The organism is Sphingomonas sp. Leaf5 (assembly GCF_001421155.1).
Classification (GTDB): domain Bacteria; phylum Pseudomonadota; class Alphaproteobacteria; order Sphingomonadales; family Sphingomonadaceae; genus Sphingomonas.
Genome location: NZ_LMJZ01000021.1, coordinates 66948 through 83505, shown reverse-complemented (window position 1 = coordinate 83505; position 16558 = coordinate 66948). Strand labels below are relative to the sequence as shown.

The following is a 16558-nucleotide window of genomic DNA, read 5'->3' as shown; positions in this document are numbered from 1 at the left end:
GCTTTTCCTGTGGTGCTGACGAAGTACGCCGGGCGATCCATCGTATCCCCGCGCAGGCGGGGATCCAGAGCCAAAAGCGTCGCGCATCGTAACCCTGGATCCCCGCCTCCGCGGGGATACGACAGGGCGTGCGACTGGTCGGGTGTCTTACGCAACCAGCGCGCCGTGGCAATGCTTGTACTTGCGGCCCGACCCGCATGGGCAGGGTGCGTTGCGGCTGACGCGACCTTCCCAGCTGGCGGGATCGTCGCCCAGTTCCTCGTCGGGCACCGGTGCCGCCATCTGCAGCATCGGCACGCGGGTGGTGATAAGGCCCTGCGCGCCCTCTCCGCCCCAGCTGTCGTCCTCGCCGGTCAGCGGGTCGATATGCATCGTCAGGAAATCGGGCAGCTCGGGAAGCTCGGGCGGTGCTTGGAAATTGAAATTGGCGTGCGCCATCGTCCGGGTCACGTCCTCGCGGATGCTGGCGAGCATCCGTTCGAACAGCGCGAACGCTTCCTGCTTATACTCGTTGATCGGCGTCTTCTGCGCATAGGCGCGCAGGTGGATCACCGCCCGCAGCGCGTCGAGCATCGCCAGATGCTCCTTCCAGTGATGGTCGAGCGTCTGGAGCAGGATCGACTTTTCGATCTGCGTCCAGCTGTCGGCATCGAGTTCGGCCGACTTCGCATCGACCAGCGCGTCGGCCTGCGTACGGATGCGTTCCTCGAGCGTCTCGGCGTCGAGGCCGTCCTCGTGCGCGATCCAGTCGGCGACCGGCGCATCGACACCGAGCAGTTCCTGCGCGCGTTCCTGCAGCCCTTCGACATTCCATTGTTCGGGATAGCTGTCGGGCGGGACGGCATCGCCGACGACGGTGTTGACCGTCGCATGGCGCATGTCGACCACGACGTCGCCGACCGTCTCGGCATCCATCACGTCGGCGCGCTGTTCGTAGATGACCTTGCGCTGGTCGTTCATCACGTCGTCATATTCGACGACCTGCTTGCGGACGTCGTAATTGCGCGCCTCGACCTTCTTCTGCGCGGTTTCGATCGCGCGGCTCAGCCACTTGCTGCCAATCGCCTCGCCATCTTCGATATTGTTGCGCATCATCTTGGCGAACAGCGTGTCCGGCCCGAAAATCCGCAGCAGATCGTCGTCGAGGCAGAGGTAGAAGCGCGACAGGCCCGGATCGCCCTGCCGGCCCGAACGGCCACGCAGCTGGTTGTCGATGCGGCGGCTTTCGTGGCGCTCGGTGCCGAGCACGAACAGCCCGCCGGCCGCCAGCACCTGCCGCTTTTCCTCGATGATCTCGGCGCGGATACGCGCGGCGGCGGCGTCATATTCGCCCGTCCCCTCGACCAGATCGGGATGTTCGTCGAGCATCCGGAATTCGAGGTTGCCGCCCAGCTGAATGTCGGTACCGCGCCCGGCCATGTTGGTCGCGATCGTCACCGCGCCCAGCCGCCCCGCCTGCGCCACGATATGCGCTTCGGATTCGTGATAGCGGGCGTTCAGGACCTTGTGATCGACGCCTTCCTGCGTAAGGAATTCGGACAGCAGTTCCGATTTTTCGATCGAAACCGTGCCGACCAGCACCGGCTGCCCCTTCGACGCATGTTCCCGGATCTTTTTGGCGATCGCGCGGAACTTGTCGTCGAGCGTCTTGTAGAATTCGTCCTCTTCATCGACGCGACGGACCGGCACGTTGGTCGGGATCGACACGACGTTCATCTTGTAGATGTCGAAGAACTCGGGCGCTTCGGTCGCGGCCGTGCCGGTCATCCCCGACAGTTTCGGGTACATGCGAAAATAATTCTGGAAGGTGATTGAGGCGAGCGTCTGGTTCTCCGGCTCGATGTTCACGCCTTCCTTGGCCTCGGCGGCCTGGTGCAGGCCATCCGACCAGCGGCGACCGTCCATCATGCGGCCGGTGAATTCGTCGATGATGACGACCTTGCCGTCCTTCACGATGTAATCGGTGTCGCGCTTGAACATGATGTTCGCGCGCAGCGCCTGATTCACATGGTGCACGACCTGCGTGTTTTCGAAGTCGTAGAGGTTGGCGCCGAACAGCAGCCCGGCATCCTCCAGCATCCGTTCGACCTTTTCGGTGCCGTCCTCCGTCAGCACGATCGACTTCTGCTTCTCGTCCTTTTCGTAATCATCGGCGCTCAGCCGTTGCACGACCTCGTTCACTGACCGGTACAGGTCGGACTTGTCGTCGGTCGGGCCGGAGATGATGAGCGGGGTGCGCGCCTCGTCGATCAGGATCGAATCGACCTCGTCGACGATGGCGAAGTTGAACGGCCGCTGCGTCATCGACGCACGGTCGAACTTCATATTGTCGCGCAGATAATCGAAGCCGAATTCGTTGTTCGTGCCATAGGTGATGTCGGCGGCATAGGCAGCGCGGCGTTCATGGTCGGGGATGTTCGGCACGATCACGCCGGTGGTCAGGCCAAGAAAACCGTAGATCTGCCCCATCTGCGCCGCGTCGCGCCGCGCCAGATAGTCGTTGACGGTGACGACATGGACGCCGTCCCCCGGCAGTGCGTTGAGATAGCAGGCAAGCGTCGCGACCAGCGTCTTGCCTTCGCCGGTGCGCATTTCGGCGATCTCGCCGCGGTGGAGGACGATGCCGCCGACCATCTGAACGTCGAAATGGCGCATGCCGAGCACGCGGCGCGCCGCCTCGCGGACCGTCGCGAACGCTTCGGGGAGCAGCGAATCGAGCTTCGCGCCATTCGCCAGTTGTTCGCGGAACTTCGGAGTCTGTGCGGCCAGTTCCGCGTCGGACATGGCCGTCAGCGTGGGTTCGAACTCGTTGACCTTAGTGACGATCGAACCGAGCGATTTGACGTAACGGTCGTTGGACGACCCGAACAGCGATTTGGCGAGGCCACCGAACATGGATGTGCTTCCTTGGGAAATGCGGCGCGCGCGCCCTATCATTCCGGCGGCTGCGCGATAAAAATGGGACGGAACAGCGGGGGCAGGCGCTATTCGTGGGTCCGCAACGTCCGGTCGCGCACCGCGACATGCGGCGCGGGCGTCAGGAACAGCGGTTGCGGTTCGCCATCCCGCGGCGGTTCGGGGCGGGCAGTCGCGGGCGTGCGGACCTCGACGATCGCGACCGCGATCTGGGCCGCCACCGCCTGCGCCGCCGCGACCTGCCGCGCGTTCGCAACGCCCACGCCGGGGAGCAGGCCGGTCAGGCCCGTCAGCAGCGCAGAGAGGAACAGCAGCAACCGCAAGCGATACGTCCGAACGTTATGGTTTCGCGACGGGATGGTCGTACGCGCCGCTGACATAGGGAAGCACAGGCCCCGCGTCCACCCGCCCGCAACAAAGCGTTGCAACGCGCGCGCCCATGCGTAGGAACCGTCCTACTCTCCCCCCTGTCGCAAGGCAGGCTAGACCGGACACCGCGCCTATGTCGACTGCCGTATCGCCGCTCGCCACGCCCTTTCCCGCGCTGCCGCCGATCAGCGGCGTGACGCTGCGGGTGGCGCGGGCGCGGTACAAGACGTGGGACCGGTGCGACCTGACCTTCGCGACGCTGGCCGAGGGGACGGCGGTCGCGGGCGTGCTGACCAACAGCAAATGCCCCTCGCCCGAGGTCGAATGGTGCCGCCGCGCGCTGGTGCTCGGCCGGGCGCGGGCGCTGGTGGTCAACGCGGGCAACTCGAACGCCTTTACCGGCGACCGGGGCCGTGCGGCGGTCGAGGCGATCGCCGCGCGCACCGCGCAGGCGATGGCGTGCCAGCCGTCCGACGTGTTTGTCGCCTCGACCGGGGTAATCGGCGTGCCGCTGCCGATCGACAAGGCCGAGGCCGGGCTGGATGCCGCCTTCGTCGCCGAACCCTGTGGCTGGGAGGCGGCAGCGGAGACGATCGGCACCACCGACACTTTTACCAAGGGCGCGTTCACGACCGCGAAGGTCGGCGACCGCACGATCAAGCTGGCCGGGATCATCAAGGGGTCGGGCATGATCGCGCCGGACATGGCGACGATGCTCGGCTTTATCTTCACCGATGCGGCGGTCGATCCGGCGTTCCTGCAAAGCGTGCTGGAGGCCGCCAATCGCCAGACCTTTTCGTGCATCACGGTCGATGGCGATACCTCGACCAGCGACACGGTGCTGGCGTTCGCGACCGGTGCTGCGGGGGGTGAGCCGATCGCTTCGTTCGACGATGACGGCGCGGACGCGTTCGCGACGGCGCTGCACGACCTGTGCCGGCAACTGGCGCATCTGGTGGTGCGCGACGGCGAGGGGGCATCGAAGTTCATCGCGGTCACCGTCGAGGGCGCGGACAGCGACGGCAGCGCGCACCGCATCGCGATGAGCATCGCCAACTCGCCGCTGGTCAAAACCGCGATCGCGGGCGAGGACGCCAATTGGGGCCGGGTGGTAATGGCGGTCGGCAAGGCCGGCGAGGCGGCCGAGCGCGACAAGCTGGCGATCCGCTTCGGCACGACGCAGGTGGCCGAGGGCGGTGTGGCAGTCGCGGGTTACGACGAAGCGCCGGTGGCGGCGCATCTGCAGGGGCAGGAGGTCGAGATCGGCGTGGATCTGAACCTCGGCGAAGGTCGCGCGACGGTGTGGACCTGCGACCTGACGCACGGCTATATTTCGATCAACGCCGATTACCGAAGTTGATCGTTCGAGGATCCAAACCGTCCGGTAGGTAGCCATCATAGGTGCGAAGCAGGTCGGCTTTGACCATCCGGTCGACAAGCAGCAGCCGCTTACTCATGCCCATATGGCCGTAGCCTCCCGGTCGGGCCGTTTCACGACCAACGAACCTGACCCGCCACAGCCGATGCTTACCGTCCCGCTTGCCAACATGGTTCGCGAAAACCGGAGCCATACGCAGGTCGGACGCCTCATCAATGTCGAACCAGATAGAAGGCGCAGTGTAGTTCCGCCCGCTCGCCCAATCGATTGGGACAAACCGGCGGCCTTCGAATTCATCGATGTATATGCCGTCATAAGGACGGGTCGGTAAAAAGTCGTAGCATCGGCGGGCACCGACAAACTTATGAACCCGTGTTCCGCCAACGCTTTCGACCTCGGAGCATCGGAATTTCGGATCGTGGCCGGTCAGCAATAGAATACCGCTATCAACTAATCTCTTCGCGCCTGACGTATCGCTGCGCGATGCCCATCCAATGCCGACGCAAACAAGAACCAAAAGGGCGAAGATCGACCATCCGACCTTCGCCCTCCGTGTCATCAGCCCAGTTCACCCTCGAGCCACGCCTTCAACTGGCTCTTGGGCCGCGCGCCGAGCAGGTCGGCGACTGGCTGGCCGTTCTTGAACAGCTTGAGCAGCGGGATCGACTGGACGCCCATCGAACCGGCGGTGTCGGGGTTGGCCATGATGTCGACTTTGGCGATCGTCACCTTGTCGCCCAGTTCTTCGGCGATTTCCTCGAGCGCCGGGGCGATCATCTTGCACGGGCCGCACCAGTCCGCCCAGAAATCGACCAGCACCGGCTTGTCGGATTGCAGGACATCGGCGGAAAAACTGGCGTCGGTTACGGTCTTGGTCGGCATGGGAGTCTCCTTCTGGACCAACATTTATGAACGGCGGGGCGGCACCTCAAGCTTCGCGTGGCAAGCTTTGTTCCCTCGGCTCCAAGCCCGGCTTGTGCGCCGCCAGCAGGTCGGCAGGCAGAACGAACAGTTTCGGCCCGGCGGTATAGAGCAGCGCCGCCTCGATCGACCGGTCGGGAAAGATGACGGCGAGCGCAGCGGCATAGGCGGCCATCTGTTTCAGATGATAGACCGGAATGTCGTCGATCGCGGGCGGCACGCGGCGACCGGTCTTGAAATCGACGACGCGGACGACCGTTTCGCCGATGCACAGGCGATCGACGGTGCCGGCCACGACCTGCGTGCCGACGACGGCGGCGATCGGCGCTTCGGCGAGTGCGTCGGGGCCGAACAGATCGGTGAAGACCGGATCGTCGAGGATCGCCATCGCGTCGCGCGTCACCCGATCGCGCAATTTCGCGTCGTTCACGCCCGCCGCCCCGGCCAGCCAGCGTTCGGCGGCGGCGGCGAGCTGATCGCGGGGCAGGTCGGGCAGGCGTTCGAACAGCTGGTGCAACAACCGGCCGCGCTCGGCGGCGGCGCGCATCGTCGCGGTCGGGGGTGGATCGGACACTTCGTCCTCGCCCAACGCGGAGGGTGCCAGCGGACGCGGCGGGCGCGCTTCGGCGGGGGCCGGGGCGCGGAGCCACGCGGGGGCGGCGGTTGGCGCGGGTGCGGTCGTGCCGCGACGGGTGCGCGCGACAACCGGGGCTTGCCGGGTCAGGCCGGTAAAGACGCGCTCGCCCTCCCCCGCTGGTACGCCCAGCGCGTCGAACGCGGCGGCGGCGGCGCTGTACCAGCTGAGCGCCGGCGGGATGCCCTGACAACGCGCCGAAGGGGCACCGGCGATGACCAGCCGTTCCTCGGCACGGGTCGCGGCGACGTAGAACAGCCGCCAGTGTTCCTCCAGTTCGCGTCGGTCGATCGCGGCGACCGCATCGTCGACCGGCGTACCCCGCTCGCCACCACGCGGACGAAACACGGGGAAGGCCGCGCCGTCATGGCCTTCCGGCGTCCACGCGACGATGTCGCGGCGGCTGTTGGCGGGATCGATCGCCGCGTCGGCCAGCAGGACCAACGGTGCCTGCAATCCCTTCGACCCGTGCGCGGTCATCACCCGCACCGCGCCGCCCGATGCCCCAGCGTCGCGCTTGATCTCGACTTCGCCCCGGTCGAACCATTCGACGAAGCGTTGCAACGAGGACGTGGCGACGCTTTCGAACGACAACGCCGCGTTCAGCAGTTCGTCGATCGGGTCGCGGGCCTCTTCGCCCAGCCGCGCGATCAGCTTGCGACGGCCATCGAGATCGCCCGACAGCAGTTCCTCGAGAAACCGATAGGGGGTGGCGAAATCGGCGCGGCGCAGGATGCGCGACAACGGCTCGACCGCGTCGCTGCCGGTCTGGCGCAGATGCCGCCACAGGCTGCCACCCTCGCGCAGGGCCCCGGCCAGCAACTGTTCCTGCGTCCAGCCGATCAGCGGCGATACCAGCAGGTTGGCGAGGCTGAGATCATCTTCGGGCTGGAGCGCGAAGCGGATCGCCGCGAGCAGATCCTGCACGGCGAGCGGCGCGTCGAGCCGCAACCGGTCGACGCCCGCGACCGGCACCCCCTCCGCATAGAGCCGCGCGACGATCAGCGAGGCAAGGTCGCCGCGCCGCTTGACCAGCACCATGATGTCGCCGGGCTGGAGCGTCCGCCCCTTGGATTCCAAGGGCAGTGTGCCGATCCAGCCCTTGATCGCGCGGGCGATGTCGCGGGCGATGACGCGGGTCGAATCGTCGATCCAGCCTTCCTCGTCCTCCCCCGCCGCCTCGACCACGGTGGGCGCCCATAGGGTGACAGTGCCGGGGCCAGGCACTTCGCTGTCATGGGTTTCGGGCGTATCGATGCCCATGCCCGGATCGGGCAAGGCGGCGATGGCAGCGTCGACGAACTCCAGCACCGGGCGGGTGGTGCGGAAACTATGGGTCAGCGACAGCGTGTCGAGCTCGCGCGCATCGCCGCGATAATCGTCGGGCAACGTCGCGCGGCGCGTGAAATCGCTGTGCGCCGCCCGGAAATAGATCGGGTCGGTGCCCTGAAAGCCGAAAATCGCCTGTTTGTAATCGCCGACGACGAACAGCGTCCGCATCCCCGCCGCGCGCACCGCATCGCCGCTGAAATATTCCTCGACCAGCGAGCGGACGATCGCCCATTGCTGCGGATTGGTATCCTGCGCCTCGTCGATCAGGACATGCTCGGTGGTCTGATCGAGCTTGAAGCGGACCCAGTCGCCGATGCCTGGCTGCGCGAGCAGCTTTAGCGTCTCGCGGATCAGGTCGTCGAAATCCACCGTCCCCGCCCGCCGCTTGGCCCGGACATAGGCATCGGCATAGGCGCGCCCGGCCTCCAGCGCGCCGGCCAGCGCATCGGCGTAAGCAAACTGCGCGCGGATCGACAGCAGTTCGGCGGCGCGGGTGCCGACCGCTTCGGCCAGTTCGTCATAGTCGGGGTCGGCGGCGATCAACTTGGCCGATGCCTTTTTAAGCGTATCCTTCTGGGTAAAGAACATGGCCCGGACATCGCCCAGCCGCAGCGCGCGTTCGGCGGGGGGCTGCGCCAGCCAGTCGAAGATCGCGCCATGCAGCTTCAGCCCGGTCGCGGTGCCCCAGGCGCGATTGGCCTCGGCCAGCCGATCCAGCGCGTCGCAATCGAATTCGTCGTCGCCGCACGCCCGCGCGATTACCTCGTCCACGTCCCCCGACGGCAGGTGGAAGGCACGGCGCAGGAACGGCTGGAGTCCGCTCGGCAACTCCGCCATCGCCTGCGGATTACGCGCACATTCACGCAGGAATCCCTCGGCCGCCCCCTCACCCATCCGCAACGACATGGCGGCGATGGCGTCGCCGATCCGGGTCGACCCGCTCCGCTGTTCCTCGACCAGCAATTCGGCCAGCGCCTCGCGCGCCATGCCGGCTTCCTCGCGCGCCTCCAGCGGGCGGAAGCCGGGGACCAGCCCCGCCTCGACCGGGAAACCGGCGAGCAGGCTCTGGCAGAAGCCATGGATCGTCTGGATACGTACCCCGCCGCCCGGTGCGTCGAGGACGCGGGCGAACAGGGTGCGGGCGCGGGCGAGCAGCGCCGGATCGTTCACATCCTCGCCCAACGCGAACAGATCGGCCCGCAGGTCGGCAACCGGCAGCCGGACCCAGCGCGCGAGCCGGCTGGCAACGCGTTCGGCCATTTCCGCCGCCCCGGCCTTGGTAAAGGTCAGGCACAGGATCGCCGCCGGATCGACCCCGCGCAGCAGCAGCCGGAACACCCGCGCCGACAGGACGTGCGTCTTGCCGGTGCCCGCCGATGCCGACAGCCAGACATGGCGATGCGGATCGCTGGCTGCCGCCTGATCGTTCTTCAGCCGCTGAAGCGCGCGGACTTCACTCACGGCCATACCATTCGTCGCGGCGCATCAGCTGGTCATACTCGGCATAGGGGGCATATTCGGGGACGAGCTTGGCGACGAACGCCTCGTCGCCGGTCAGGAAGCGGGCGACGGCGTCTTCGAAATGCCCCTTGGCTACGCGCACGAAATCGTCGGCGACCACCCGCCCCTTCGACCCGTCGGCATTGACCGGCGAGGTCATCTTGCCGAAGCGGTCGCCATCCTTGGTCAGCGACCAGTATTCGAACGCGGTGGCGGTGCCGCGCACCCCGCCGAAGCAGCCGCGCTCCGCCATCAACCCCAACAGCCCCAGTTGCAGGCTGTAGCCGGCAGCGACCGCCTTCGCGCTCGGGGCCTTGCCGGTCTTGTAATCGATGATGGCGAGGCCGCCGTCGCTGGCGCGATCGATACGGTCGGCCTTGCCCGACAGTTCGACACCGGAAATCTCCAGCGTGCCGCCGCATTCGACGCCGGCGACGATCCGCCCTTCGGCGAGCTTCTCATGGGTGAAGGCCGCTACCCAATCGATCGCCTCGCGCAGGCGCGGCACCCAAAGAGCGCGCAGCAAGGGGTGGGTGCGCGGATCGTCGGACAGTGCCTGCAACCGGCGGTGCAGCTTCACCGGATCGAGCCCGTCCTCGCGCGCCCAGCGTTCAAGGACACCATGCACCGCCGTGCCGCGCCACGCGGCGGTCGGATCGGCATCGACCGCATCCAGCGGCGACAGCCGCAGCATCCGCCGCGCGTAAAAGGCGTAAGGGTCGGCCTTCAGCCGGTCGACCTCGGTCACCGAAATCCGACGCGGGCGCAGCGGCACCGGCGGACGCGGTGCCGGACGCGACGCGGCGGCATAGCGATCGGGCGTATCGATCGCCCGCGCCCAATCGCGCAAATGCCCGGCACGCTCCAGCCCGTCATCCAGCGCCTGCAACCGCAACCACAGCCGCGAGGCAATGGTCGGCGCAGTCGCATCGCGCGCGGCGCGGGTCAGGATCACGTCGCGCGCCCCCAGCGCACCGGCAAAGTCGTGCGCGGCAAGGCCGATCCGGCGTTCGAGGCCGGGCAGCTTCAGATCGGCGCGGATGCGAGGGGCAAGCCACGGATCGGGCGACGGCAATTGCGGCCAGACCCCTTCGTTCAGACCGCCGAGGATCATCAGATCGGCGGTCTGCAAACGCGCTTCAAGCAGACCGAGAATGGCGAGCCGGGGATGCGCCCCCTGCGGCGGACGCACCGCGACTTCATCGAGCAGGGTGCGCAACAGCGCCGGCAGCGTGCGCGGGTCGATCGTCGGCGGCCCGATCGGTGCCTGTTCCTCCAGCGCGGCGATCAGTTCGGCGGCGGCGCGCCCTTCGGGCCGGCTCCATGCCGCATCGTCCGCCAGTTCGCTCGCGGTCTCGCGCAGCAGCACCAGCAGGTCAGCCAGCGGCTGCGGTCCGGCGGCAAAGGCGGTGGCCAGCGGCGTCAACAGCGGGCACGCCATGTCCCAGAAGGGCTGCGCGGCGGACCGGATCGCGGTATCGCGCGGCTCGCCCTCGCGCAGATGGCGGTCGATCCCCGCCAGCCCCGGCGCGGGGCGCGGCCCGCGCAATGCACGATCGAGCCGGCGCACCCCGTCGAGCCATGTGACGCGCTGTTCGGCCTCGCCGCTGCGTACCAGCGGATGTTTCAGCAGCGCCAGCAGCGCGACCGGCGCGAAGCCCTGCGCCGCCGCCTCGACCACCGCCAGCAGCAGCGTGCCGGGTGCCAGCAGCGACAGCGGCTGTCCGGCGGAATCGTCGACCGCCACGTCCCAGCGCGCCATATGCGCCGCAACCCGACGCGCGAGCATCCGATCGGGGGTGACCAGCGCGGCGGTGCGGCCCGGCGTTTCCAATGCCTCGCGCAGCGCGATGGCGATCGCCTGCGCTTCCTCGGCCGGGGTCGCCAGTTCGACCATCTTCACGCCCGACAGACGGCGGTCGGCGGCGGGGACGTCGATCCAGTGATGGGTCCGGTCGGCGGGACTGAGCGCGGTGGCGATGGCGCGGCTGCGCGTCGGGGTCGCGTCATGCTCGCTTGCCGCCTGCCAGCGAACGAATTCGCGGCGGTTGACGCCCATCCGGTCGAGCAACAGTTTCAGATGAAATTGCGGGTGGGTCTCGATCGATCGCTTTCGACGGCCGGTCACCGGATCGGGATCATGCGGCCCCAGCGACGCCCATTCGTCGTCGTCCATCGCGAGGTCGAGGCCCGGCAGGACCACCATCCCGCTCGGCAGGCCGGCGACGCAACGCTGGATGCGGGCAAGCGCAGGCGCGTTGGTCGCGATCCCGGCCGCGCAGACGAACCCCTTGGGCGGGACGGCCGTCCAGCGCGCGGCCAGCCGCTTGAGCAGCCGGGTCCGCCGATCGGCAAGGTCGATCCGCCCCAGCGCCGCCAGTTCGCCCGGCCAGCGATCGAGTACGATCTGGAACAGTTCGAGCGAGCGCTCCCAGTGCGCCGACAGCGTTTCGTCGAGGTCGAGCGTCCGCAGCGCCGCCGGGTCGACCTCCTCGACCAGCAACTGGTCGAGCGTCGCGGCCAGATCGCCCGCCAGCCGCACCGCCTCCGCCCCGTCGACCGGGCGACCGGCGCGTTGCCGTTCCTCGGCGACCAGCCGGGCGAGGATCATCCGCCGTGCCAGCGGGTCGATCGCGGGCGGGATCGGCGCGGCATCGGCCGGGTCGGCGAAACTGCCGGCCCCTTCGTCCAGTTCGGGATCGCCGATCGCGACCAGCCGGGGCAGCAGCAACCCGCCGCCGCTGGCGCGCACGAACGCCTCCTGCACCGTCCGCTTGGCGCGGTTGGTCGGGACCAGCACCATGCCCTGCGCGAGGCCGACGGGGTCGCCACCGAACCGGCGGATCAGCCCCACCGCCAGCGCATCGGCGAACGCGCGGTGGATCGGAATGGTGTAGAGGCCGAGGCGCTTTGCCTCAGCCATCGGCGAGGAAGGCTTCGGTCATCGGGATCGCGCCGGGCGTACCGACATCGAACCATAGCCCCTGATGCACCGCACCGAATGCCCGGCCGGCCTCGATCGCGCGGTTCCAGAACAGGTTGGTCGAAAACGCGCCTTCGGGCCAGTCGGCGATGACCCGCGGCGACAGGATCTGCACGCCGGTGAAGACGAACGGCGCGAGCCGGCCGGGTTTGCGGCGGCCGGTGATGCGCCCCAACGCGTCGATATGGAAATCGCCCTGCCCGCGATGACCATGCGCCAGCGCCTGCGGGACGAGCAGCAGCAGCGCGTCCATCTTCGCATCGTTCCACAGTGCGCTCAGCAACCGGATCGAATCGACCGGGCCATCGACCCACAGATTGTCCGAATTGACGCAGACGAACGGCTGATCGCCGATCAGGTCGCGCGCCTGCACCAGCCCGCCGCCGGTCTCCAGCAACTGCGCGCGTTCGTCGGACACGGCGACGTCGATCCCCTTCACCCGGTGCTTCAGATGCGCTTCCATCGCATCGGCAAGGTAATGGACGTTGACCACCGCGCGCTTGACACCGGCCCCGCGCAACCGGTCGAACACATGGTCGATCAACGGCTTGCCCGCGACCTCGACCAGCGGCTTGGGGCGCATCGCGGTCAACGGGCGCATCCGCTTGCCCAGCCCCGCCGCCAGCACCATCGCGGTTTCGGGCACCTGTGCCTGCGGATGGGGGCGGATCGAACGGAGCGTGGTCATGCGAGTTCCTGCGGATCGCCGCGCTGGTGCGGCGGGATGTTGAGATCGAACCAGCGCGCGACGCCGGCCAGCGCCGGATGGGCGAGATCGCGTTCCAGATAGCGCCACACGCGCGGGCACAGCGCGCCATAGCGCGGCTTGCCGTCGCGCCGCCACAGCCGGGTGAAGATGCCGAGGATCTTCGCATTCCGCTGTGCGCCGAACAGATGATAGGCGGCGTCGAACCCTTCGCCCACCCCGGTCGATTCGCGGTAGCGCGCGATCATCGACGCCTCGACCACCGCCGGCACGTCGCGGCGCGCATCCTGCAACAGCGACACGAGGTCATAGGCCGGGTGCCCGGCCAACGCGTCCTGAAAATCGAGCAGGCCCAGCCGCGTATCGTCGAGCAGCATCAGGTTTTCGGCATGATAGTCGCGCAGGACGGTCACCACCGGCATGTCGGGCAGCGCGTCGAACGCCGCATTCCATGCCGCCGTATAGCCGTCGATGTCGATGCTCAGCCCCAGCGCGTCGCAATACCATTCGATCAGCAGATGGGCTTCGCGCAGGATGAACGCGCGGTCATAGGGGGGGACCGGCGCGGCTTCATGGCGTTGCAAGCGGAGCAACTGGTCGACCGCCGCTGCATAGAGCCGCCCCTCGCTCTCGGGCGCGGCGTCGACCGTCTCGCGCATCCGCATGTCGCCGAAATCCTCGAGCAGCATGAAGCCATCGGCGGCATCGTCGGCAAGGATCGCGGGCGCGGCAAAGCCCCGTTCGGCCAGCCATGCCGCCATCCGTGCGAACTTGCGCGTATCCTCGGGCGGCGGCGCATCCATCAGCACCGCGGTCCGCCCGGTCCCGATCACGCGGTAGTAGCGGCGGAACGAGGCATCGACCGCCAGCGGCAGGATCTGCGCGTCGCCCCAGCCGGCCCGGGTCAGGAATGCAGGTGCCGCATCGCGCGGGTTCAGGTCAGCGGCCATCGGCGTTCCCAAGCCTCCGGCACCCGCGCTGTCAAGCGCCGCCCGCCGGCGTCGTCGAACGCGAGCGTCAGCCACAGCCCGTCGGGCCACGGATCGTCGCCCAGCCGTTCGGGCCATTCGACCACCAGCGCGGCATCGTTCCGCGCCTCGTCCAGCCCCAGTTCCAGCGCCTCTTCAGGGTCCTCGATCCGGTAGAGATCGACGTGCAGCACGCTGATGCGCACTTCGGGGGGATCATAGGGCTGGACGATCGCGAAACTCGGCGACGGTGCCTCCCCTTCCAGCCCCAGTGCCGCCAGCAATCCGCGCGCGATGCTGGTCTTGCCGGCCCCCAGCGGCCCCGACAGCGCGACGACATCGCCCGGCCGCAATACGGCTGCCAGTCGCGCGCCGAGCGCGTGCGCCGACGCTGCGTCGGGCAGGTGGATCACGGCTCGCGCGGCAGGTCGATCGTGACCAGCGTCCCCAGCCCCTTTTCCGACACCAGCTCGATCGTGCCGCCATGCGCCTCGACCGCCTGCCGCGCGAGCGGCAGGTCGAGGCTCAGCGCGCGTTCGCCGACCCGCGCCGCGCCAGCCTGTGCGAACCGATCGAATGCGCGGGCGACGGCGTCCTTCGATAAGCCCGGCCCGTCGTCGGACACGACGATCCGCGCCTGTTGCGCATCGCCATCGACGTGCAGCAGCACGCGCCCGCCCTGCCGCAACCCGCCCAGCGCATGGTCGAGCAGGTGGCTGATCGCCTGCCGCAACCGGCGCGCATCGCCCAGCATCACGCCCGCCGATGGCAGGATCTCGACCACCAGTTCGATGCCGCGCGCCGTCGCGGTGGGCCGCGCCGCTTCGGCCGCTTCGTTGGCGATCATCTTCAGCGCGACCGTGGCCCGCGCGACCGGCAGCGTTTCGTTGGCGGTCAGGTCGAGCGTGTCGTCGATCAGCCCGCTCAACCGTTCGACCGATTCGAGGATCGCGTCGGTATAGCGCCCGCCATCCTCGCTGAGCTTGCCGGCATAGCCCGCCTGCAACATCTCGGCGAAACCCTTGATCGACGTCAGCGGAGTGCGCAGTTCATAGCTCATCGATGCGACGAAGGCGTTCTTGACCCGGTCGGCCGCCTCCAGCGCCTCGTTGCGGTCGCGCAGCGCCTGTTCCATGCGGCGGCTGTCGGAAATGTCGAGCATCGTCAGCAGCGCATTGCCATCGGGCAGCGGCACCGCGCCGAATTCATAATGTCGCCCGTCGGCCATCGCGAACCGGCCCGAACGCTGCATCCGCTGCTGCGTGGCGAAGCGGACCAGTTCGGGGATCAGCGCGGCACGGCCGGGATTGGCGAGGCTGCCGGCGACCCGCTCGGCCAGCGCATCGACGCGCGGATGCCCGTCGAGGAACGCGTCGTCCAACCCCCAGACCTGCCGGAACTTGGCATTCCAGATTTGCAGGCGACCATCGGCGGCGAACACGCCCAATGCCTCGAACAAATTGTCGAACGTCGCCGTGCGGACGCGCAGCAACGTGTCGCGCGCACTGGCCAGCTGCACTTCCTCGGTGCGATCTTCGAAGATCAGCAGCAATCCGCCCTCGGGCAGCGGCTGGGCGACGACGCGCAGATGGGTGCCGCCGGGCACATGCCATTGTTCCTCGATCGCGCCCTCGGCCGCGCGGAACCAGTCGCGGCGCTCGGCCTTCCACCCCGGAAAGTCGCGGACCTCGGGCAGGCGCTTGGCCTCGCGCATCCGGTCCAGAACGCGGTCGAATTCGGGCCGGTCGGCCAGCCATTCGGGCTTCATCGCAAAGGCGCGCAGGAAGGGCTGGTTGTAGAATACCAGCGTCCGGTCGGGTTCGAATTGCGCCACCCCCGCCGACAGCCGGTCGAGCATCGCCCGCTGCGCATCGCGACTGCGCTTCAGCGTGCCGCGCGCTTCCTCGATCTCGTGCACGTCGATCGCGAAGCCGCCGGTACCGCCATCGCGCAGCGGCATGTCGTGGACGCGCAGCATCCGCCGCTCGCCGTTGATCGTCGCCGGCATCGCCGCGTGTTGCGGCTGCCCGGTGTCGCGCGCGATCGATGCACTGGCCAGCGGCCCGCCCATGCCGACGCCCTCGACCAGTTCGACCTGTCGCGCGATCACCTCGCCTGCATCCAGCGCATCGACGGCACGGACATAGGCGGTGTTGACCATCGCCAGCCGCAGCGAATCGTCGCGATACCACATCGGCATCGGCGCGGCTTCGATCAGGCTGGAGAGTGCATCGAACGCGGCGCGATATTCCTCCGCCTCCGCACCCAGCGTCGCGATCTCGTCATGGAATTCGGTCGCGTCGAAGAACCAGACGAGCACGCCGCCGGGCGTATTGAGTTCGGGCGGCGCACGGTCGCCAATCGCGAACAGCGAGCGCGCCGATCCCGTGGCGCGGATGACGGTGCGAAACGGCTTGCCCCCGCGCAACGCGGCATTGATCGCATCGAGCAGCCGGTCGGCACTGCCGGGTTCGAGGCCGTTTTCGGGATCGCCGAGATCGGCGACGGTCCCGGGCAGCTCGCTCTGTCCCAGCCGGTCGGCGAGTGGCCGATCGATCGACAGCCGCCCGTCGGCCCGCACCACCATCGCCAGCGCCGGCGACGCCGCCAGCGTCGACCGCAGCGAATCGAACAGCACCCGATCGGCCAGCGCCCGCCGCCGCGCGGACACCCCGGCATAGAGCGCCCAGACGCTGCCGACGATCAGCACCGCCAGCACCGCGCCGCAGATCACTGCGGCCATGGTCGTGACGGTAATCACGGGCGATCTCCGGCGGGCGGCGACAGAAGAGCAAGCATGAACACCGCTTCTGCCTAGTCCTTCGCAGGCATATAAAAAAGGGGCGACACC

General features: G+C 68.1%; 11 protein-coding genes. 1 reads left to right on the top strand and 10 read right to left on the bottom strand.

Features of this window, described 5'->3' with window-relative positions; genetic code table 11:
• Window positions 1-147: 147 nt before the first annotated feature.
• Complete coding sequence (secA, locus tag ASE50_RS13910; protein WP_056401645.1) at window positions 148-2895, bottom strand: preprotein translocase subunit SecA; 2748 nt, start codon at window positions 2893-2895, stop codon at window positions 148-150.
• A gap of 89 nt (window positions 2896-2984) precedes the next feature.
• On the bottom strand, window positions 2985-3233 hold the full coding sequence (locus ASE50_RS13905) for a hypothetical protein (RefSeq protein WP_156347541.1): 249 nt from the start codon (window positions 3231-3233) through the stop codon (window positions 2985-2987).
• 185 nt (window positions 3234-3418) lie between these two features.
• Between ASE50_RS13905 and argJ the strand changes: the two genes are divergently transcribed.
• A complete protein-coding gene (argJ, locus tag ASE50_RS13900; RefSeq protein WP_056401636.1) occupies window positions 3419-4645 on the top strand; it encodes a bifunctional glutamate N-acetyltransferase/amino-acid acetyltransferase ArgJ in 1227 nt (408 codons plus the stop codon).
• Here the strand turns inward: argJ and ASE50_RS18835 are convergent.
• The 8 genes from ASE50_RS18835 to ASE50_RS13865 are packed head-to-tail and all read right to left on the bottom strand — an operon-like array spanning window position 4623 to window position 16450.
• Complete coding sequence (locus ASE50_RS18835; RefSeq protein WP_156347474.1) at window positions 4623-5222, bottom strand: hypothetical protein; 600 nt, start codon at window positions 5220-5222, stop codon at window positions 4623-4625. The two genes, argJ and ASE50_RS18835, sit on opposite strands and share 23 nt — an antisense overlap.
• Window positions 5222-5545: a thioredoxin gene (gene trxA, locus ASE50_RS13895; protein WP_055995696.1), complete on the bottom strand. Its 324-nt coding sequence runs from the start codon at window positions 5543-5545 to the stop codon at window positions 5222-5224. Before trxA ends, ASE50_RS18835 begins: the two co-directional genes overlap by 1 nt.
• 46 nt (window positions 5546-5591) lie before the next feature.
• Window positions 5592-9017, bottom strand: a complete 3426-nt coding sequence (addA, locus tag ASE50_RS13890; RefSeq protein ID WP_056401634.1) for a double-strand break repair helicase AddA — start codon at window positions 9015-9017, stop codon at window positions 5592-5594.
• Entirely contained in the window at window positions 9004-11973 is a 2970-nt protein-coding gene (addB, locus tag ASE50_RS13885) for a double-strand break repair protein AddB (RefSeq protein ID WP_056401631.1), read from the bottom strand. Before addB ends, addA begins: the two co-directional genes overlap by 14 nt.
• Window positions 11966-12721, bottom strand: a complete 756-nt coding sequence (locus ASE50_RS13880) for a nucleotidyltransferase family protein (protein WP_056401628.1) — start codon at window positions 12719-12721, stop codon at window positions 11966-11968. Before ASE50_RS13880 ends, addB begins: the two co-directional genes overlap by 8 nt.
• The gene (locus ASE50_RS13875; protein ID WP_056402001.1) at window positions 12718-13677 is read right to left on the bottom strand and encodes an aminoglycoside phosphotransferase family protein; all 960 of its coding nucleotides are present in this window, start codon (window positions 13675-13677) and stop codon (window positions 12718-12720) included. Before ASE50_RS13875 ends, ASE50_RS13880 begins: the two co-directional genes overlap by 4 nt.
• Window positions 13674-14117 carry a tRNA (adenosine(37)-N6)-threonylcarbamoyltransferase complex ATPase subunit type 1 TsaE gene (gene tsaE / locus ASE50_RS13870; protein ID WP_056401998.1) on the bottom strand — a complete coding sequence of 148 codons (444 nt, stop codon included), beginning with the start codon at window positions 14115-14117 and terminating at the stop codon, window positions 13674-13676. The genes ASE50_RS13875 and tsaE overlap by 4 nt, the downstream gene beginning before the upstream one ends.
• Entirely contained in the window at window positions 14117-16450 is a 2334-nt protein-coding gene (locus ASE50_RS13865; protein ID WP_056401995.1) for a sensor histidine kinase, read from the bottom strand. Before ASE50_RS13865 ends, tsaE begins: the two co-directional genes overlap by 1 nt.
• Between the last annotated feature and the right edge of the window lie 108 nt (window positions 16451-16558).

Excerpts from the sequence above, each read along its gene's own strand:
- ASE50_RS18835 (WP_156347474.1), bottom strand. The coding sequence starts at position 5,222 with ATGACACGGAGGGCGAAGGTCGGATGGTCGATCTTCGCCCTTTTGGTT.
- argJ (WP_056401636.1), top strand. The coding sequence starts at position 3,419 with ATGTCGACTGCCGTATCGCCGCTCGCCACGCCCTTTCCCGCGCTGCCG.
- ASE50_RS13880 (WP_056401628.1), bottom strand. The coding sequence starts at position 12,721 with ATGACCACGCTCCGTTCGATCCGCCCCCATCCGCAGGCACAGGTGCCC.
- trxA (WP_055995696.1), bottom strand. The coding sequence starts at position 5,545 with ATGCCGACCAAGACCGTAACCGACGCCAGTTTTTCCGCCGATGTCCTG.
- addB (WP_056401631.1), bottom strand. The coding sequence starts at position 11,973 with ATGGCTGAGGCAAAGCGCCTCGGCCTCTACACCATTCCGATCCACCGC.
- secA (WP_056401645.1), bottom strand. The coding sequence starts at position 2,895 with ATGTTCGGTGGCCTCGCCAAATCGCTGTTCGGGTCGTCCAACGACCGT.
- ASE50_RS13865 (WP_056401995.1), bottom strand. The coding sequence starts at position 16,450 with ATGGCCGCAGTGATCTGCGGCGCGGTGCTGGCGGTGCTGATCGTCGGC.
- addA (WP_056401634.1), bottom strand. The coding sequence starts at position 9,017 with ATGGCCGTGAGTGAAGTCCGCGCGCTTCAGCGGCTGAAGAACGATCAG.